The 19578-nt window shown below is 69.2% G+C and carries 14 protein-coding genes and 1 pseudogene; 4 read left to right on the top strand and 11 right to left on the bottom strand.

The window, feature by feature from the left end; genetic code table 11:
* Positions 1–74: 74 nt before the first annotated feature.
* From AB0J09_RS10095 to AB0J09_RS10085, 3 genes and pseudogenes are all read right to left on the bottom strand, one after another.
* A complete protein-coding gene (locus AB0J09_RS10095) occupies positions 75–1103 on the bottom strand; it encodes an AAA family ATPase (RefSeq protein ID WP_360688097.1) in 1029 nt (342 codons plus the stop codon).
* 343 nt (positions 1104–1446) lie between these two features.
* Positions 1447–1578 (bottom strand): annotated as a pseudogene (locus AB0J09_RS10090) (IS5/IS1182 family transposase); the annotation flags it as partial.
* A gap of 54 nt (positions 1579–1632) precedes the next feature.
* Positions 1633–2112, bottom strand: a complete 480-nt coding sequence (locus tag AB0J09_RS10085; RefSeq protein ID WP_360688109.1) for a TetR family transcriptional regulator — start codon at positions 2110–2112, stop codon at positions 1633–1635.
* On the opposite strand from AB0J09_RS10085, the gene AB0J09_RS10080 reads away from it, so the two are divergent.
* On the top strand, positions 2053–2241 hold the full coding sequence (locus AB0J09_RS10080) for a hypothetical protein (protein ID WP_360688094.1): 189 nt from the start codon (positions 2053–2055) through the stop codon (positions 2239–2241). The two genes, AB0J09_RS10085 and AB0J09_RS10080, sit on opposite strands and share 60 nt — an antisense overlap.
* Positions 2242–2262: 21 nt before the next feature.
* On the opposite strand, the gene AB0J09_RS10075 is transcribed toward AB0J09_RS10080, so the two are convergent.
* Both AB0J09_RS10075 and AB0J09_RS10070 read right to left on the bottom strand, forming a co-directional pair.
* A complete protein-coding gene (locus AB0J09_RS10075; RefSeq protein WP_360688091.1) occupies positions 2263–2952 on the bottom strand; it encodes an integrase core domain-containing protein in 690 nt (229 codons plus the stop codon).
* Positions 2953–3477: 525 nt separating this feature from the next.
* Entirely contained in the window at positions 3478–4311 is an 834-nt protein-coding gene (locus AB0J09_RS10070) for a helix-turn-helix transcriptional regulator (protein WP_360688088.1), read from the bottom strand.
* A 165-nt stretch (positions 4312–4476) separates the two neighbouring features.
* On the opposite strand from AB0J09_RS10070, the gene AB0J09_RS10065 reads away from it, so the two are divergent.
* The 3 genes from AB0J09_RS10065 (at position 4477) to AB0J09_RS10055 (ending at position 7441) form a co-directional block, all read left to right on the top strand.
* The gene (locus AB0J09_RS10065; RefSeq protein WP_360688085.1) at positions 4477–5496 is read left to right on the top strand and encodes an aldo/keto reductase; all 1020 of its coding nucleotides are present in this window, start codon (positions 4477–4479) and stop codon (positions 5494–5496) included.
* A 525-nt stretch (positions 5497–6021) separates the two neighbouring features.
* The gene (locus AB0J09_RS10060) at positions 6022–6327 is read left to right on the top strand and encodes a trypco2 family protein (protein WP_360688081.1); all 306 of its coding nucleotides are present in this window, start codon (positions 6022–6024) and stop codon (positions 6325–6327) included.
* 712 nt (positions 6328–7039) lie between these two features.
* Positions 7040–7441 (top strand): hypothetical protein, encoded by a 402-nt coding sequence (locus tag AB0J09_RS10055; protein ID WP_360688079.1) that lies wholly within the window; start codon positions 7040–7042, stop codon positions 7439–7441.
* On the opposite strand, the gene AB0J09_RS10050 is transcribed toward AB0J09_RS10055, so the two are convergent.
* The 6 genes from AB0J09_RS10050 to AB0J09_RS10025 form a co-directional block, all read right to left on the bottom strand.
* Positions 7427–8527, bottom strand: a complete 1101-nt coding sequence (locus AB0J09_RS10050; RefSeq protein WP_360688076.1) for an integrase core domain-containing protein — start codon at positions 8525–8527, stop codon at positions 7427–7429. The genes AB0J09_RS10055 and AB0J09_RS10050 overlap by 15 nt on opposite strands.
* 320 nt (positions 8528–8847) lie before the next feature.
* Entirely contained in the window at positions 8848–11679 is a 2832-nt protein-coding gene (locus tag AB0J09_RS10045) for a TIM-barrel domain-containing protein (RefSeq protein WP_360688073.1), read from the bottom strand.
* Positions 11676–14948 carry a TIM-barrel domain-containing protein gene (locus tag AB0J09_RS10040; RefSeq protein WP_360688070.1) on the bottom strand — a complete coding sequence of 1091 codons (3273 nt, stop codon included), beginning with the start codon at positions 14946–14948 and terminating at the stop codon, positions 11676–11678. The genes AB0J09_RS10045 and AB0J09_RS10040 overlap by 4 nt, the downstream gene beginning before the upstream one ends.
* Positions 14949–14982: 34 nt before the next feature.
* Complete coding sequence (locus AB0J09_RS10035; RefSeq protein ID WP_360688067.1) at positions 14983–17196, bottom strand: TIM-barrel domain-containing protein; 2214 nt, start codon at positions 17194–17196, stop codon at positions 14983–14985.
* Positions 17193–18278 (bottom strand): glycoside hydrolase family 15 protein, encoded by a 1086-nt coding sequence (locus AB0J09_RS10030; protein ID WP_319713203.1) that lies wholly within the window; start codon positions 18276–18278, stop codon positions 17193–17195. The genes AB0J09_RS10035 and AB0J09_RS10030 overlap by 4 nt, the downstream gene beginning before the upstream one ends.
* Positions 18279–18312: 34 nt before the next feature.
* Positions 18313–19575, bottom strand: a complete 1263-nt coding sequence (locus tag AB0J09_RS10025) for a sugar ABC transporter substrate-binding protein (RefSeq protein ID WP_360688064.1) — start codon at positions 19573–19575, stop codon at positions 18313–18315.
* Positions 19576–19578: the final 3 nt, after the last annotated feature.

Below are 19578 nucleotides of genomic sequence, written 5' to 3'. Positions count from 1 at the left end.
GGACCAGTTCAAAATGGCTACTAGTACAATCTCGTACTAGTTTAAGACTGTACCACCTGGAGAAGGGGCTGGGATCACCGCCGGTCTGCGTGCTCCTCACCGTCGAGCGCCTCGGCGAGCGCCCGCTGTAGGGCCAGCCGCGCGGTCAGCGGCACGTTCTGATACGCAGTGGCCCGGATGAGCGGGTGACGAAAGCCCACCGCTGCCCCGCTGACCTTGACCAACCTGGCCTGCTCGGCGGCCGCCAGATCGTCCAACCGGCCGCCGAAGCGTTCACAGGCACGCAGTACGACCCCCAGGTCGCCGGTGCCGTCGGCGGCCAGCACGGCCAGCAACACCTGCGCCGTCTCCGGCAGCGCCTCGATCTGCTTGCGGAATGCCTCCTGAACCCGGCTGGTCACCGGGATGGTGGTGAACGGGCTCAGCTGCCCGGCCCGCTGCTCGGCGGTGAGCGCGGACGGCAGCTCCAGCAGGGCCAGCGGGTTGCCGTCGGCCTCGTCCAGGATGCGCTCGCGGACCTTGGCGGCCAGATCGCCGGGCAGCAGTTCGGCGGCCGCCGAACGGTCGATGCCAGGCAGGTGCAGCTCGGGCAGGCCCTGAGGGTGGGAAACGGACCGGGTGGCGAAGATCAGGGCGACGCCTTCTGCGTCGAGGCGGCGGGCCGCGAACGCCAGCGCGTCGATGGAGGCCTGGTCGACCCATTGCACGTCGTCGACCAGGCAGAGCAGGGCGCCGTCGCCCGCGGACTCGGCGAGCAGGCTGAGCACGGCCAGCCCGACCAGGAGCCGATTGCGCGGGGCAGTGTCGCCCAGTCCCAGCGCGCCATTGAGTGCGGCCGCCTGCGTTTCGGGCAGCGCGGCAACGCGGTCGAGCTGGGTGCGCAGCAGCAGATGGAGCGCGGCGTACGGAAGCTCGGCCTCGGACTCGATGCCCGTGCCACGAAGGATCCGCAGGCCCTCTGCCTGCTCCTGCGCGTAGTCGAGCAGCGCCGACTTGCCCGCGCCAGGCTCCCCGCGGATCACCAGCACACCGCTGCGCCCGGCCCGAGCCAACGACAGCAGCTGGTCGATCCGCGCCTGCTCGTCGGCCCGCCCGCGCAACATGGGCAGAAATCTATCTCGGGGAACCGAGTACGGGTGCCGCCGTCCGGCGAGGTCGACCAGCGGCGGCTGATGGACCATCGCCACCTGGCCGTCTCGGCGTGTGGCGGCGCAAGGCCCACCTCACCGAGATCGTCCGACGCCACGAAGCACAGCCCCCGGCCGACCCCGATCCTCTGGAACCGTGATGACCGCCCCAGCCTCCGACGTCGGCACGCAGCGTGCAGCCGAGCTTGCCCGGATCGTCGGTGAGGCCGTCGCCGGCACATCCGCCGACTGCTCCTCCGAGGACGCTGCGCCATCGGGTGCGCGAAGTGAGCGTGACTAAGACCGACCGGCAAATGGATCACTTCAGGCGTCGGGTGGTGGGGCGGTGGTCCCAGCGATAGCGGGTCGTCGAGCGTCGGATGAGCCTGCGGAGCGTGACGAAGGCGGCGGCGAGGTATAGGTAGAAGTCCACGGCGCTGCTGCTCTCCTCCCTGTGGGTGAGCACGTCCGGGCCCTGTTCGAGGCTGGGCGGCACAGAACGAGCTCATGCCTCCAGGCTGAGGGCGGAGTTCATGGTTGAGCAGGCCCGGCGCAAGAGCGCGGGCAGTTCGCCCGGTGTGCAGTCGGGCAGCCATTCGTCCAGAGCGCAGCGCCAGGTGGCCACGAAGAACTCGATGAGGAGCCGCAGTTCGAGACGGTTTAGTTCGTCAAATCGGCACGCGATCTCGGTTTGGACTTCGGCGCAGTGCCGCAGCGTGTACCCGTCGAGTGCGGGTGAGTCGGCGATCAGCCGGAGCGTGTGCGGGAAGCGCCGGTACCAGTCCTCGTCCATGCGCTCCAGAGTGGTCAGCATGGCGGCGAGGAAGACATCGGCCAGAGGCCCGGACTTCTCGATGCCGTCCAGGACTTCCAGGTAGATGTCCCAGAGCTGCTTGACGGCGGTGAGTGCCACGTCCTCCTTGGAGTGGAAGTTGCGGAAGAAGGTCCGCCGGGACACCTCCACCTGCTCCAGCAGCGCGTCCAGCGCAGTGTTGTCGAATCCGCGTTCGCCGAAGAGCGTGATGGCGGTGTCGATCAGTGCCTGGCGAGTACGCAGCTTTTTGCGTTCGCGCAGGGTGGCGGGCTGTTCAACGGTGTGCCGCTCGAATATTGAGTTACGTGGTCTGAGCTGCGGCTAGGCGGCGTGGCGGTATTCGTTGATCGTGCCTGTGACGACGGGTTTTCGGCGGACCGATCGTAGGTCGTTGAGGGCGGTCATGTGCCGGACGGGCTGCGCGGCGAGGTCCGGGGGACGTTGTTGCCGGGATTGGTGCGGCCGGTGCCGGTTGTAGTGGATCAGATACTCGTGTAGCACGAGGGCGAGGTGGCGGTCATTGAGGATCAGGATCTGGTCCAGGAGCTCGCGGCGCAGGGTGCCGATGACCCGCTCGCAGATGGCGTTCATCCTCGGTGTCCGTGGCAGCGTGGTGATGTTCCGTAGCCCTTCGGCGGTGAAGACGTCGCTGAAGGCGGAGGTGAAGAGCGGATCCCGATCGTGGATCAGGAACCGCAGCTCGGTGATGCGGTCCCCCAGATCCATCGCCAGGTTGCGAGCCTGCTGCACCGTCCATGCTCCGGTCGGGTGCGCGGTCACACCGGCCAGGTGCAGTCGCCGGGTGCCGTGCTCGATGAACACCAGCACGTACAGCCGTTTGAGGAGCAGCGTCTCGACCACCAGGAAGTCACATGCGACGATCGCGTGGGCTTGCGTGGTCAGGAACTGCCGCCAGGTCGGCTCGGCTCGGCGGGGCGCCGGAGCGATGCCGGCAGTGTGCAGGATCTCCCACACTGTGGAGGCCGCGATGCTGTAGCCCAGGCGGGCCAACTCGCCTTGGATTCTCCCGCGCGATCAGCGCCTTGACGGGCTGGCGGGTGCTGGGCCGTCCTGGGCGTCGCCTGTCGGTGAAGGTCCACTTCCGCGCTATCAGGTGACGGTGCCAGCGCAAGATCGTCGCCGGGGTGACCGGGAAGACTTCCGCCCACCGACGGCGGTGGACCAGTCGAGACAATGCCGCAAGCCAGAGCCGGTCGGTGCGATCCCACCGCAGTCGGCCATCGAGCTGGCGGCGGAGTACCTGGTTCTCGTGACGGAGCACCAGCAGCTCAACGTCTTTGGACAGATCAGAGCGCATGCGCACCGTTAGCAGGCCGATCAGATTCCTCACCAACCGGCAGACAAGCGACGCAACACCCTGCGATGGTCCCAGTTGTCGCTCTGATCGCGCGGCGAAATCCCAGCTCCCACTGCGAAACCATGTTTTCGAGCGGGACAGGTTGGAGCTTCGCGCCGCGACGCGAAGCCTCCACATGGCCATGACCTGGGCGGATGTGATTATCGGCAGGCGCACTGTCAGGCCTGGACGCCGACGACCTCCAGTAGCCGCAGCCGCTCGGCGGTCTCGCTGCCCTCCGCCACGCTGAAGGCCATGATCCGCAGATCGGTGCCGAGCGCCGCGAGGATGTCGCAGTCGAGGGTGAGTTCGCCGACGCTCGCGTGCCGGACCGTCTTGGTCAGGGGCTCGTGCACACCTACCACGCCGGAGTCCCACAGCGCCGCGAAGTCACGGCTCCGGGCACGGAGCTCATCGATCAGTGCGGCCAGTCCGGCATCCTTCGGATAGCGAGCCGACGCCGCTCGCAGGTCGGACACGAAGGCCGCGCGGTGACCCGTCTCCCTGCTCACCGCCTGGGGGTATCCGGCGGGCGGTTCCACGAAGGACCACCACACCGCATTCCTCCCGAAGCCGCGTGAGGCGGGCGGGTTGCCGAACAGCGCGGCCCACAACCGGTTCCACGTGATGAGGTTCCATGCGGCGTCGTACACGCTCAGCGGTGTGCCGGTCAGCCGATCCAGCAGGCGCTGGACGCCTGCCGGCACATGGTCGGAAATCTGCCCGGGGCCCGGCACCGCCTGACCGGCGAGCACGAAGAGGTGTTCACGCTCTGCCGTCGTCAGCCGCAACGCCCGTGCCAGCGCGGACAGTACTTGGGGGGACGGATTCGTCGACCTCCCCTGTTCGAGCCGAACGATGTAGTCGACGGACAAGCCGGTGAGCAGGGCGAGCTCCTCACGCCGTAGGCCTGGCGCGCGCCGGCGTCCGTCGTCCGGCAGGCCGGCCTCGGCCGGTTTCGTGCGATCCCGCCAGGCGTGCAAGGCCCTGCCAAGATCCGTGGATCCGGTCATCTCCCCAGTATGGGCAATCGGCCGCGTCCCGTCGTGGTACTCCGGGTCCACTGGCTGCGGCGGGTACTGGTTGATGCCCGCGGGTCCGCGGAAGGTGGATGTACCGGCCGATGGGCGGTGGCCGGCGGGGACCCACCCGCCGGTCGGGACCGAAGGAGCACGTTCATGAAGTATCGCAACCTCGGGCGGACCGGGATCAAGGTCAGCCCCTACGCACTTGGCACGTTAATGTTCGCCAGCCAGATGGGCAACGACCCGGACGAGTCGGTCCGGATCATCCACAAGGCGATCGACGCCGGGATCAACCTCATCGATACCGCTGACCGCTACGCCGACTCCGAGGACATCGTCGGAAAGGCCCTCAAGGGCCGCCGCGACGAGGTGGTCCTGGCCACCAAGGTCGGCATGCCCATGGGCGAGGGCGTCAACCAGCAGGGTGCCTCCCGCCGCTGGATCACCACCGCCGTCGAGAACTCCCTGCGCCGGCTCGGCACCGACTACATCGACATCTATCAGCTCCAGCGGCCCGACCCGGACACCGACCTGGAGGAGACCCTTTCCGTTCTGACCGACCTCGTCCGGGCCGGCAAGGTGCGCGTGATCGGTTCCTCGACGACGCCCGCCTCGATGATCGTCCAGGCCCAGTGGGCCGCCGAACGCGCCGGGCTGCAGCGGTTCCGCACCGAGCAGCCGCCGTACTCGATCCTGAACCGCGGCATCGAACGGGAGGTCCTGCCGATGGCGCAGGAGTACGGCATGGGCGTCATGGTGTGGGGCCCCTTCGGCCAGGGCCTGCTGACCGGCCGGGTGCGCAAGGGCGGTGAGAACGACCTCAAACGCACCCAGTTCTCCCGCCACCTCACCGACGAGCGCCGCATCGACGTCGTCGAACAGCTCATCCCGCTCGCCGAGGAGGCCGGCCTGCCCATGACCCACCTGGCCATGGCGTTCGCCGTCGCCCACCCGGGCGTCACCGCCGCGCTCCTCGGCCCGCGCACTATGGAACACCTCGACGACCTTCTGGCCGGGGCCGACGTCGAGCTGTCCGACGACATCATCGACCAGATCGACAAGATCGTCCCGCCGGGCACCGAGGTCAGCGCGCTCGACCAGGAGTACAAGCCCCCGGCATTGCTCGACACCGCTCTCCGGCGTCGTCCCGCCGGGCTCCGGTCGGCGGCCTGAGCCCGGAGGCCAGGTGGCGGTCTGCCCGGGGAGGTGGTCCGGCCCCCGGCACGCCGCGGGTGGGTGCACGAGGCAAGGCTCAGCGCGACCCGCTCACCGTGGCGCCGTCCGGTCCGAGCGTGGCGAGGAAGGCGAGGGTCTCGGCCGCCTTGGACCCTGCCGGTGCGCTGAAGATCACCAGATGCTGGTCTCAGTCGGCGAGGTGGAGCGTGTCGCAGTCGACGGCGATATCGCCGACGATCGGCAGGCGATGTCACTGGTCAGGCAATGTCACTGGTTAGTGGCAGTACGTGAAGAGTGGTGCGGGCGGGCCGTGTGGGCAGGCGTTCGGGGGTTGCTTCGCCTCTGGTGGCCGATGCAAGGGTCGGCGCTAGCCAGCGCGCGTGGCCTGTCGCGATCGGGGCACCGGGCCGGCTGTATGCCGTTGCAGGCTCGCCGGCGGCGCCACTGCAGCGGCGATCATCGTAGTCTGGTGTCGATCAACGATCTCGTTCCTGGTCGGTCCCTGGTGTGGTGGGAGGGCGTGTGGCGGAGCTTGGGTTACCGGAGGCGATCGAGCAGATTCGTCAGGAGTTGCGGGAGGCGATCGCTGCGGGCGCTGATGCGGAGATCCAGTTCCCCGTCGGGGAGGTGACGCTGGAGTTTCAGGTCGGGGTGAAGAAGATCGGCGAGGGCAGTGGCAAGGTCAAGGTGTGGGTGCTGGAGGCCGGCGCCGGTGGCAAGGTCGAGCACGAGCGGGTGCAGAAGGTGACCGTCGTCCTGCAGCCGCCCATGGATCCGCAGGGTGATCCGGTCAAGGTGGCCCGTCGCTCGTCGGTCAAGCCGGGCTAGCCGAAGGGGGCCGGGTCGTGTTGGTGGCGATCCAGGACCGGTTCGTCGAGGCCATCGCCGAGGTCACCGTCGGCCAGGGCTCGGAGGCTCGGACGGAGTGGCAGGTCGCCTCGGGTTTCCTGATCGACGGCCGCCACGTGCTGACCTCGTTGCATGCCGTCGCCGATGGCGATATCGAGGTCCGGCGTGCCATTCCCTGGCCTGATGGCCCGAAGAGGAGCTGGCGGGCGCGGGTGCTGCTGCTGCGGGGGGGTCGAGCGGGCGGATCTGGCCGTGCTGGAGCTCGCCGAGGACGCGCCGGCGGAGATCGGGCGGCTGCCGCTGATCGGGTTCGCGCGCGTCGCGGACCGCACGGAGCGGCTGGAGGTGGTCGAGGATTGCGGCGCGGTGGGGTTCCCGCGGTTCCTGGAGCACGGGAACGGCGCGGCGGTGGTCCGTCAGGCCGCCCAGATCGGTGGCCGGATCCCGGTCTCGCAGCGGCCGGGGCCGGGGCTGCTCACCTTGCAGACCGGTCATCGCCCCGAGGGGCCGCCGCTGCCGTCGGCCGGCACGGCGCTGGCCGGGTCGGCCTGGTCGGGAATGTCCTGGGCAGCGGTGCTGGCCGGCGACTGCGTGGTCGGGGTGGTATCGGAACACGCGCCGCGTCAGGGCGCCTCGGACCTGACCGTCGTGCCGATCACGCTGATCGACACCCTGCCCGGCCCGGATCGTGATGCCTGGTGGGCGTTGCTCGGCACCGGTCCTGGCCGGTTGCGCACGCTGCCCGAAGCCGGCGGGGGGGTGTGGGCCGACGGCTGTCCGTATCAGGGGCTGGCACCGTTCGGGCCAGAACAGGCGGTCCTGTTTCACGGGCGGGGGCAGGCCCACCGCCCGGCTGCAGGCGATGGTCACCGCCGAGCGCGCGGAGGGCGGGCTGATCATGGTGACCGGCGCCTCCGGGGCGGGCAAGTCGTCGCTGCTGCACGCCGACCTCCTGCCCGCCCTGAGCGCCGCCTCCGGCGAGGCCGGCGGTCCCGCCTTGTGGCCGCAGGTGTGCTTCACGCCCTCCGAGCGGCCGCTGCAGGAGCTGTGCGCCTGCCGAAAATTCCATCCATGCAGTTCAAGCCGCATGTGAGTACTCGTGGAGGACGCCGCCGAGCCGGTCTCGTCGGCGTACATTCAGGTCGGTGATTCGCTCTGGATCCGTGATCGGATCGGGGACGGTACGCAGTGGCGCTGCTTGGTTCAGGGCTTGATGGGCTCGGTGCTGGTTGTAGAAACGTTCGTACTCGCGTAGGGCGCGCCGAAGATGGTGTTCGTTCCAGACGAGGCAGCGGTCAAGAAGCTCGTGACGGCACGACTGCACCCACCGCTCCATAATCGAGTTCATGCGCGGCATCCGGATGCCGGTGATCACGGTCTTGATGCCGGCTTCGGCGAGGATCTCGTCCATCAGGGCGGGGAACTTCCCATCCCGATCGCGGATCAGATAGCGCGCCCGGCAGCCCGCATCGTCCAGATCCATCACCAGGTTCCTTATTGCCTGGGTGACCCAGTCGGCGCTCGGGTGCGCGGTGGTGCCGAGCACCCGGATGCGCCTGGTGGTGTGCTCGATGACGGCCAGGATGTACTGGCGCTGTCCGTTCAGGGTGATGGTCTCGATGAAGTCGCAGGCCAGTAGGGCGTTGGCTTGCGAGCGCAGGAAGTCGGCCCATGTGGTGGACGCCCGCTCGGGCGCCGGATCAACATCTGCCTGCTTGAGGATCTCCCAGACCGTGGAGGGTGCCACCTTGATGCCGAGTGTGGTGAGCTCTCCGTGGATCCGCCGGTAGCCCCAGCCGGGGTTCTCCCGGACCAGGCGCAGAATGAGGGCGCGGATAGAGCGGACCGTGGGTGGGCGCCCGGGCCGCTTCGGGCGGCAGGTACGGGCATGACGTCGTCGCATCAGGTCGCGGTGCCAGTGCAGGACGGTGTCGGGCCGGATGAGGAGCCGTAGCCGGCGCAGGACCTCGCGGGGCAGCGAGGTCAGGAGAGCGGAGAGAAAGGCCCGGTCCTCGGGTGCGAATCTCACTTTGGTGTCGGCGCCGAGTTGGCGTTCAAGGACGGCGATCTGGTGACGCAGGACGAGGATCTCCACGTCCTTGTCCCGATCGCTCATGGGCAGGAACCGCAGCGCGGCGAAGGCATTCGTGACGGTCAGATAGGCCAAGCGAAGGAACACAGCGGATCATCCTGCCGTACGCGCTTCCGTCTCTCGGGTGACCAGAGCTCGCGTACGCTACGCGAAGCCTTCGCAGAGTCATGACCTGGGCGGATGTAATTATCGGCAGGCGCACAGGCGAAGGAGCACGGTCGATCATCCTGCCGCACTTGGTTCCGTCGCCTTGATGCTTGGAGCTCGCGCCGCCACGCGAAGCCCTCGCATGGCCATGACCTGGGCGGATGTGGTAGTCGGCAGGCGCAGTGGTCGTGGGCGTTGAACGCGGCGTACATGCGGCGGCGCCCGAAGGTATCGGGCGCCGCCGGACGGGTGCGTCGTGGTCAGAAGGAGCCGGAGGTGGTGCCGCCGCTGCCGCTGGCCGGGGTGGTGAGGACGGTGTTGCCGCCCGGTTGCCACTGGTCGGCGGTGTCGGGGAAGTTCGCCTCCTGTCGTTTGACGCACTTCCATTCGATCGACGTGCCCGGCGGGAGCTTGCCGATGGTGCCGGTCCAGGTCGGGTAGGCGGTTGGCGACAGCTTGACCGCGCTGGCCACCGACCACGCGCCGAGCTGCGGCGCGCTGCCGACGGCGTAGACCGACTGGCCGGGCGTGGTGGTGCCGTTGGCGCAGGTGAACGTGGCAGAGACCGGAGTCTGGCCGAGCGTGAACGCGAACGTCTTGGCCGTGGTGACGGCCGTGCTCGCCGACTTGGCCACGATGAGGTTGCCGCCCGCGTTGTACCAGCCGCTGGCGGCCGCGTCGAAGGCCGCCTTGGTGGCGTGCTGGGTCAGCGGGCCGCCGTTCAGCGTGACGGCCGAGGCCTGGGTATCGGCGACGAGCTCGACGACGTTCGTCCTGCTGCTCGGGGCGCCCGTGTAGGTGCCGCTGGAGGCGGCCACCGTGACGGTCGCCGTGCTTCCGGCGAGTTGCTGGTTGATCTGCGTGGTGCGGACGGCTCCGGTCTGGTAGCCGGTCGAGGCGCCGTCGTCCTCGTACAGGGTGAAGCTCGTGGCGGCGGCGTCGGGGTAGACGCGGGTGAGCAGTTCGTTCCTGGTGGTGGCGTCGGTCCGCTTGCCCATGACGTTCATGGTCTTGTCGTCCACGTACATCTTGGGGATGATCGCGCCCGCCCTGGCGAAGGCCGGCAGGCGGAAGGCGCCGTTCACCCACAGCGGGCGGTCGGTGAACCACTGGCCGGTGCTGGTCAGCTTCTCGCCCGTGGCGTAGTCGTACCAGGTGCCCGCGGGGAGGTACATGTCGCGCTTGCGCTCGCCCGCGCCTGCGACGACGCCGACCAGCAGGTCACGGCCGATGAGCTTCTCATGTCCCGCCTCGCGGACGTTCAGGTCGTTCTGGTAGTAGTACGCGAGCGGCGGCACGACCGGCTCGCCGAACCTGTAGGCCCGGTGGGCCAGCGAGTAGTAGTAAGGCGTCAGCTCGTAGCGCTGGCGGAGGTTGGCGAGGTTGCTCGCGGTGTGCCCGATCTTGTCCGGTGAGGTCTGCGCGCAGTTGCACAGATTCTCGGTGTGCGGGCGCACCGGCACCTCGAACCACGCGCCGTCCGCGAACCACTGCGTGTAGAGCTCGTTCAGGTCCGAGTTGAGCATTTCCCTGCGGAAGCCGCCGATGTCGGAGCCGTAGTAGTCGATGCCGGACATCGACATGTGCAGCTGCGCGTTCTGCTGCTGGGCCAGCGCGGTCAGCTTGGAGCCGATGTCGGCCGACCACATGGCCACGCCGTGCCGCTGCATGCCCGCCGCGCCGGACCTGGCCAGCATGAACGGGCGCCTGGTGCCGGAGGCGGCGTACCCGCGGGCGATGCTCTCGGCCCACTTGAGGTTGTAGACGTTGTGGTAGTCGGCGTGCGCGTGCTTGCCGGGCAGGACGCCGGAGGCCCAGTCGGCGGCGTCGTACATCTCCGGCTCGCCGAGGTCCAGCCAGTGGCCCTGGATCCCGGCGTCGATCAGCGGCTGGCGCTTGAGCGTGTGCCAGTAGTCGCCGGCGGCGTCCTGCGTCCAGTCGATCATGCCGCCCCGGCCCCACCAGTCGTTGGTGGTGAGGTACGTGGGCACGCAGCCCGAGCACCCCGCCCTGACGAGGTAGCCGCGGGAGGCCAGGTCGGTGTGTTCCGGCAGGTTCTTGCCGACGTAGGACTCCTCGATCGTCATCAGCCCGACGCCCTGGTTCGCCTGATAACCGGCGATGGTGGCCGACGGGCTGGGGAAGGCGGTGGCGTCCCAGGTGAGGCCGCCCATCTTGGTGTTGTCCGAGCCCGCCGTCACGCCGCCGAACCACGGCAGGTCCAGGACGAAGCCGTCCACGGGGAACTTCTCCGTACGCAGCCCGCTCAGCCGGTTGTCGATCTCAGCCCAGTTGTCGTAGCCGAACTCCGAGACCCACATGCCGAACGCCTTCTTCGGCGGCACCGGCGGGCGGCCGGTCAGCTCCATGTAGTCCTTGCGCAGGTCGGGCAGGTCGGGCCCCGTCATCGTGTACCACCTGAGCTGGTCGCCCCAGGTGTCGACCGTCCACGGGTCGCCGGTCAGGTTCCATTCCTGCTTGTAGACCTGGTCGAGCAGCAGCCCGTAGTTCAGGTTGGCGGGGCCGACCGTGAACAGCACCGGGATCTGGGCGTTGCCCACCGGGCCGTTGTCGGTGTCGTAGGCCATGGCGTTGCCGTACGTGCCGCCCGGGGTGCGGCTGCGGCCCACCCAGTCGCCGTCGGCGCTGCCGCCCATGAAGAACTGCTCACCCAGCCCGTACGCGTTTTGGATCGAGCCCTTGGTGATCGTCAGGCCCTTCCACGCCTGGGCCAGGTTGCGGGGGCAGGCCTCGTACAGCAGCCGGGTGAGGTCGGACACCTTCACGCACAGCGTGCCGGCCGTGACCTCGACCTTCATCGCGCCCGTGGTGAGCGTGTTGCCCGACTGGGTGAAGCCCGCCGGGCCCGTGTAGTCGGTCTTGGCCACTTGCGGCGTGGTGAACAGCGGCGAGCCGGTCCCCGGCGACGTGCCGTTGGCGAGCTCGAAGTGCACCAGGTCGTCGTCCAGGAACTCCGCGATCAGATACGTCGGGCCGCTGGTGAACTGCACCCGCTGGACCGCCGCCCGCGCGGGCATCGCCACCAGCAGCGGCAGCATCAGCGTCATCAGGAAGAGGAGCGTTCGCTTCATGGCCGTGCCACCACCAGGTTGTCGAGATTGATCCCACCGGTATTCGAGGCGTCGTACGCGATCTTGATGGTGTGCGCGCCCGCGGTGAGCGAGGTGGTCAGCGCGGCCGTGCCCCAAGTATCCCAGTTGGCGAGGGCGGGCAGCGAGAGCGTGCCCGCGGCGACGCCGTCGACGTAGACGGTCCGGGTGGCGGCCACCGTGGTCGAGTAGCGGAAGTTGAGCTGGTGGCTGCCCGCCGCGTCCGCCTTCACCTGGAAGGTCACCGCGTCCCCCGAGGTGGCGAAGCCGTCGGTGAAACCGGTGCCGGTGTATCCGGCGTGGTCGGTGTTGATGGACGTGCCGGTGCCGGTGGCGAACTCGGCCTCGTAGGCAGCCTTGTCCACGCCGTTCAGCGTGATCGTCCGGTTGGAGGCGGCGCTCGCCAGCTTGACGTGCGTGAGCTGCTGCACCGGGTCCCACCACCAGCCCTCGGCCGCGGCCTTGAGGCCGGCGAGGCTCGCCCGCGCGGTTGCGCCGGTCACCGATGACGGCTTCGTGCTCGCGACCTGCAGCGTCGCGGTGGTGGTGAGCGCGGGCACGGTGACGCTCACCGCGTGAGCGGCCCAGTTCTCGGCCGAGGTGATCGTGCGGGTGGCGTTCGCGGCGTCTTCGAAGTAGGCGTACGACGTCGTTCCTGCCGGGTAGATCCGGAAGGTCAGATTCGTGTACGTGTCCACGCTGTTGCCGATCTCGCCACCGAGCTGGTAGTCGGCGTTGAGATTGAGCGGGAGGATCGCTCCCGGCTTGGCGTAGACGGGGATCGTCTCCAGACCCGCGTTGTACGTCTTGGTGCCCGGCCCGGTGAAGCGGCCGCCGTTCCACAGGTCGTACCACTCGCCCGCGGGCAGGTAGACGTTCTTGGAGGTGGCGCCCTGCGCGGTGATCGGCGCCACCAGGAGCTGCGACCCGAACATGTACTGCTGGTCCAGTGCCGCCGCCGTCGCGTCGCCGGGGAAGGCGAAGCTCATGGCCCGCATCATCGGCGCGCCCGTCGTGGAGGCGGCCTTGGCCTCGGTGTAGAGGTACGGGATCAGGTTCATCCGCACGTCGGCGAACTTGCGGAAGGTGGGCACCACGCTCGTGTCACCGGTGCGTGCCTGCACGTTCCACGGTGTGCGGGCCTCGGAGGTGGTGGGAGCGGCCTTCTCCGAGTGGTACTGCATGATGGGCGAGAACGTGGCCTGGGCCGCCGCGCGCAGGTACAGCTCGGCGCTGGGGAAGGTGCCGGTGAAGCCCGCCAGGTCCCAGGCGGTGTACGGCACGCCCGACTGCCCCGCGCTGAGCTGGGCCCTGACCGCCTCCTGGAAGGCGGGGAAGCTGGAGTTCTGGTCGCCCGCCCAGAAGATCGACTTGGTCTGGGCGCCCGTCGTGCCCGCCCTGCTGAAGATCGTGCCGTCCGGCTTCTTGCCCTTGACGTAGGAGTTGTAGGCGCCGGTGTAGCTGTTGGGGTAGCCGTTGTGCATCTCGTCGCCCTTGCGGCCGTCGGCGAACTGCACGCCCCTGCCGAAGACGGCCTCGCTGCCGTCGGTCTTGAAACCGTCGATCCCGACCTCGTCGATCAGGTAGTCGCGCTTGCTCATCCACCAGCTCGTCGCGGCCGCGCTGGTGAAGTCGGGCACCATGCTGTCGCCGAACCACTGGCCGGTCGGGATGCGGTAGGGGGCGTTGACTGCGTCCTTGGCGACGTATCCCTGCGCCTGCGCGTACGCCTTGTCGTTGAGGTGCTGCTGCGGTGCGGACGGCGGGTTGGTGTCGAAGTTCTCCTTGAACACCGGGATCTGCCAGAGGATCATCTTGATCCCCTTGCTGTGCGCGCTGGTGACCATGGCCTTCGGGTCCTGCCACGCGGTGCCCGCCGGGAACGTCAGATCCGTGTACGCCAGCTTGCCGCTGCCCGGTTTGGCGGTGTACGTGGCGCCGTGCCAGACGTAGAACGTGGCCTCGTCGCTCCACTGCTCCAGCACCATCGCGGTGTGCGGGATCTTGTAGGTGTCCACGTTCGCCAGCTCGGCGTTCACCTCGGCCTGGGTGTTCCACTCGTTGGCCGACATCCACACCCCGAACGCCCACTTCGGCGGCAGCTGAGGCCGTCCGGTGACCGCCGTGTAGTCGTCCACGATCTCGGCCGGGGTCCCGGCGAAGAAGTGGTAGTCGAGCGTCGAGTCCAGGGCGCCGCCGGTGTCCACCGTGAACCCCGCCAGGTCGCTCAGGTGCGTGCCCAGGTTGAAGATCGCGTAGCGGGTGCCCGCGATGTGCACGCCGTACCCGGCCGAGTTCAGGAAGAACGGCAGGCTCAGGTAGGTGCGCCGGGTGGCACCCTGGTCCCGGTACTGGTTGTAGACGTAGTTGTGCACGTCGGTGCCGCGCTGGTCGAGCCGGTCGTAGCGCTCGCCGAAGCCCTCGAAGCGCTCGGCGGCTGGCGACATGAAGTGATCCTCAATCTTGGTGATCGTGGTGGCGCCGTCGCTGGCCCAGCCGATGTTCCTGAAGGTCGCGGGGTCGTACTGGCGGGTTATCAGCGTCGTGCCGTCGCCCTTGTAGACCGACAGCCGGTACGGCGACTTCTGGATCTTCAGGACGAGTGAGCTGGTGGAGATCGTCAACGTGCTCGCGGAGTTCGTCACCGTATAGCCGGACACACCGGAAATATTGAGACCTGATCCGCTTGGGGCGATCTGCGTTCTGAACCTGTCGAGCGCGGGGAAGGCGAAGCGGATCTTCGGCGTGAAACTCCCCGCGCTGTCGCCGGTCGTGACATCCACCGACGTGGTGTTGTTCACGAACCCGGTCACGTTCGTCACCGTGCTCCACGAGGTGACCGTGAAGGCGAACGAGCCGGTGCTCTTCTGCCCGCCGCCGTTCACGTCGGCGTTGACCGTGTAGGAGATCTTGTCGCCGCGGGCGAACGTGCCGAGGTTGATCCGCCAGTAGCTGTTGTTGCCGTTGTTGTGGTCCCAGGCGGCCCCGATCGGGGTCTGGTTCACGCCGTTCTTCGTCCAGGTGACCCACACACTCTGGCCGGACTCGATCGGCCAGGTCGTCGCGTTGATCTGGACCGCGTCCCCGGCCATCGGATCGCGGGGGAGGCGTTCCGTCGGCTCGGTGGAGTAGAGGTCGTCGCTTCCGGCCGGGTTGTGGTAGACGCCGTCCAGCGCGTAGGCGGGGATCGTGACGAGGGAGGCGAGCAGGGCGAGCGCCATGACGGTGGCGGCCGACCGTAACCAGCTCATGTGGGGGGTGCTCCTGTCAGTCTGCGAACACGGGTCAGTCTGCGAACACGGGTGAGAGTCGGGACCAGTGCTCCGCCGCGCACAGGACGGGCGGGCGGTCGAGGGGCGCGGGCAGGCTCACCGTCTGCCCGCCGGGCAGGGTGCGCCCGGTCCAGACGTCGACCCAGCCACCCTCGATCTCAGGGAGGTAGGCGGATATTTCCGAAACGTCGGGCTCGGTGACGGGCGCCACCAGCAGCGCGTCGCCGAGCTTGTACTGCAGCGGATGCCGCCAGACCTGCGGATCGTCCGGGTGGTCGAAGAACAGTCCGCGCATCAGCGGCGCGCCGCCGCCGATCGCCGCCCGCGCCTGCTCGGCCAGGTACGGCACCAGCCGCTCCCGCAGCCCGGCCAGCCGTCGGAACACCGGGATCACCCGCTCGTCCCCGCTCTGGGCGGCGACGTTCCACGGCGTGCGGTCCCTGATGGGCGTGCGGTGATGGTTGAACTCGGAGTGGTACTGCATGATCGGCATGAAGGCCGAGGCCCCCGCCGCCCGCAGGTAGAGCTCGGCGTCCGGCACGGACCCGGAGAACCCGGCCAGGTCCCAGCCCCAGTAGACGATCCCGCAGGCCGAGGCCGTGATCCCGGCCCTGATCGAGGAGCGGAAGGCCTCCCATGTCGAGTCCTCGTCCCCTGCCCAGAAGGCGCCGTGCGGCTGCGACCCGGCGAACCCGGCCCGGCTGAACGTCACCGGCGCCTTGCCGCACCCGCGCAGCAGGTCGCCGAACGCGCGGGCGTAGTGCACGGGGAACAGCCCGTTGCCCGCCGCGCCGTCACGCCTGTCGGCGTAGCGCAGGTCATGGCCCCAAGCGTGCTCGCCGCCGTCGGTCTTGAACCCGTCGATCCCCACTTCCTCGACCAGGTAGCGCCGCTTGGCCGTCCACCAGTCGCGGACCACCGGCGAGGACAGGTCCGGCATGAGCGCGAGCGGGAACCACCAGCCCCGGTTGCGGTAGGGCCGGCCGTCGGCCTCGCGAACCCCGTAGCCGCGCTCGACGAGCTGGCGGGCGTCCACGGCGGCCTGGTGACGGGGATGGGGGCGCATCTTCTGCAGCGGGATCTGCCACAGCAGCACCTTGACGTCCCTGCTGTGCAGCTCGTCCACCATGCCCTTGGGGTCCGGCCACGGGCCGTCCGCCGGGAAGGTGTAGTCGGCCAGCTTGTGGGGCACCTCCGACGGCTCGTACGCGGCGCCGCGGAAGGCCGTGAACGTCGTCTCGTCGCTCCACGCCTCGATGACCAGCGCGCCCACGGGGATGCCGTGCTCGCGGTGCCGGTCCATCTCGGCCAGCACACGTTCCTGGGTGTTCCACTCGTTGCCGCTGGCCCACAGCCGGAACACCCACGACGGCAGCTCGGCCGGGCGTCCCACGTCGTCGAGGAAGTCGCGCAGCACGTCAGCGGGCCGCTCGCCGCCGTAGAAGCGCACCCCCAGCTCGTCGCTGGTCTCCGCCTCGACGATGATCCTTCCGGGCCGTGCGGCGCCGACGTCGTACCAGGTACGCCGCGAGGTCTGGACATGCCAGCCCCAGGTCCGCGATCCGCCCACGACCATGGCGTACGGCATGGGCAGGTAGGTCCGCCCGTGCGCGCCCTGCGCCTTGTACTGCTCGAAGACCACCGCGTCCAGGGAGCGGCCCCGCTGGTCCACGGCGTCGAACCGCTCGCCGAAGCCGACCACGTGCTCCTCCGGCTCCAGGGTCAGCTCGAAACGTACCCGCAGCGGGCCATCGGCGTCGGCGAGCCAGCGCACGCTGCCCGGCACGATCCGGTCGGCACCCGTGACCTCCAGCTTGCCGCCCGCCTCCGACCAGCTCGCCGCCGTCACCTCATACCAGCGGCTGGTACGACGCGCGCCGTCGCCGGTGGTGGCCACGAAGCGGTAGGCGTAGCGGCTTCCGGCCCGAAGGGCGGGGGTGCGCACGCCCCAGGAACCCGCGACGGCCCGTGCGGCGCGCGCCTGGGCGGCAGCCAGATGACCGCCGTCCGCGTCCGTCTCGATCAGGTGACCCGCGTCCCGCCTGGTCAGAGGCAGTTCGACGGGCGCGGATCCGTCCACGGCCCACTCGCAGACCACGGAGGACACCCGCGCCGACGCCCGCACCCGCAGCTCCACGGGCTCACCGTCCAGCGGCCTGGCGGGAACACGCTGATCCTCGCTCTCCGCGTACGGATGCCCCGAGCCGTGGGGCCTGTGCCTGATCACGCCGTCACCCCCAGCTCGTCGGCGAGGACGAGATACATGCCGTGCGACCACAACAGCGGCGTGGCCACCGGGCCCCAGCGCTCCAGCCACTCCTGCCGCCGATCCGGGAACAGCAGCAGGTCGGATACCTGTTCGGGCAGGTCACCCGCGGGGGTCGCCTGCGCCGCCATCCACTCCAGGTAACGCGCCGCCTCAGCCCGCCGTCCCGCGCGGGCGTGGTTCCAGCCGAGGAACCCGGCCAGCAGCACCCACCGCCCGCCGCCGTAGAAGGTGTCGGCGAGGTAGCGGTACACGCCGCCGTCGCGGGCGAGCTGCCGCTCGACCTCGGCGACCGTCGCCTCGCCGACCGGATGCCCGGCCGGATACAGGCCGAACGGCTCCACACAGGCCAGCAGGCTCGCGTCCACCGCATCGCTGCCCAGCCATTTGCGCAGGTGCCCGCCCTCGGCGAGGCCCTCACGCGCCACGAGCTCCGCGATGCCCGCGACGGCCTCGGCTGCCGCCGCCGACTCCATCGCGCTCAGCACGCCGAGCGCGATGGCGGCCCGCAGGCCGGCGTGGACCGAGCCGAGCGTCGCCACATGGCGGTGCTCGACGTGCTCCTCCCACCAGTCGTAACAGGGCACCCGCCAGAACGCGGTCAGGTAGCGGGCCGCCGCCCTGACGCCCTTCTCGACGCCGGGCACCGCCCCGCCGTGCCGGACGCCGTGCTCACGCAGCGCCCACAACCACGTGCCGTACCCGTCGAGCTGGAAGTCCCACCAGTCGTCGTCGCCGTCCACGCCGTCCAGCGTGAACCGGGTCGGCAACATGTCGGCGGCCGAGACCGCCTCGCCGCGCCCCACGCGGGACACCAGCACGTCCACCTGGCCCGCGCGGTCGCCGACCACCCGGGCGCACCAGGCGTGGAAGGCGTCCGCGCCGGCCACGTCGCCGTGCCTGCTCACCCCCTCGGCGATGAACGCGCCGTCGCGCAGCCAGGAGTAGCCGCGGTAGGCGGAGAAGGTGGGGGAGGCCGGATAGGCCCCGGAAGGCGCCTGCAAACTCTTGATCACGTCGAGGCTGTGCGCGACGAGGGACAACGAAATCTCTCCTGAGTACGTAGAAGGGGAAGAGCTAGCCGAGCAGCGCGTCGACTTCGGCGGCGGCTGCCTTGAGCGCGTCCTGCACGGACTTGCGTCCGGCCGCCGCCTCGCCGAGCTCCTTGGTCACCGCGTCCTGCATCTCCTGCTGGCGCTTGATCACGGGAGGCAGCGCGATGGACTTGAGCGAGTCGAAGACCGCCTGCCGGTTGGCCGGCTTGGGGTCCTTGAGGTAGCCGGACAGCACCTGCTGGTCGGAGACCGGCGGCAGCTCCCACGACGACTGGATGCGGGTGGTGGCCGCGGTGTCCGAGGCGGACAGGAAGCGGGCCCAGGCCCAGGCCTCCTTACCGTGCTTGGTGGTGGAGGAGGCGGCCACCGCGTTGTGGAAGACCGCGCTGGCCTTGGCCGAGTCACCCGGCTCGACGACCACGTCCCAGCCGAACGGCACGTCCTTCATGCCCGCGAACTGCCAGATGCCGTTGTGCCACATAGCGAGCTTGCCGGACTTGAACAGGTTCGTGTCGTAGTCGGCGGTGCCGCCGATCTCGGCCTCGGTCGGCATCGTCTTGCCCACCTTCGACACCAGCCAGGTAGCGGCCTTGACGCCCTGCGGGCTGTCGAACGCCGACTTCTTGCCGTCTGCCGACAGGAACTCGCCACCCGCCTGCTTGAGCGTCTTGTAGAACTCGAAGAACTGCACCGGCTGGAAGTCGCCGAACACGCCCTTCTTCTTGTCGGTCAGCTTCGCCGCGGCGGCCTGCTCATCGGCCCACGTCCAGTCCGCGGTGGGCGGGGCCACCCCCGCCTTGTCGAACAGGTCCTTGTTGTAGAAGAGCACGACCGTGGAGAAGGAGGCGGGCAGCGCGTACTGCTTGCCGTCGTGCTTGAAGGCGTTGAGCGACTCCTGGGCGTAGACGGAGGTGTCGCCGTCGCCCGCCACGGTGGCGAGGTCGAGCAGAGAGCCGGCGCCCGCGTAGGTGACGAAGTTCTCGTAGTTGAGCTCGAACGTGTCCGGCGCGGTGCCGCCCGCGATGCTGGTCTGCAGCTTGGTGAAGTACTGGTCGAAGGGGGCGGTCTCGACGACCACGTCCACGTTCGGGTTCGCCTTCTCGAAGGCCTTCTCGATCGTGTCGAGGTCCTTCACATGGTCGGGCGCGGCCGAGAAGGTGAAGTAGCGCAGCGTCACCTTGCCGCCGGCCTCAGTGGTGGTGCCCTTGGTGGCCGATCCCTGCGAGCAGGCGGTGGCGAGCAACGCGACCGCGGCGACGGTAGCAATGGTGAATTTCTTGGACATGGG

The sequence above is a fragment of the Nonomuraea sp. NPDC049784 genome (genome assembly GCF_040659615.1).
Lineage (GTDB): Bacteria > Actinomycetota > Actinomycetes > Streptosporangiales > Streptosporangiaceae > Nonomuraea.
Note: the sequence above shows the minus strand (reverse complement) of the source record. Positions and strands in the feature narration are given on the sequence as shown.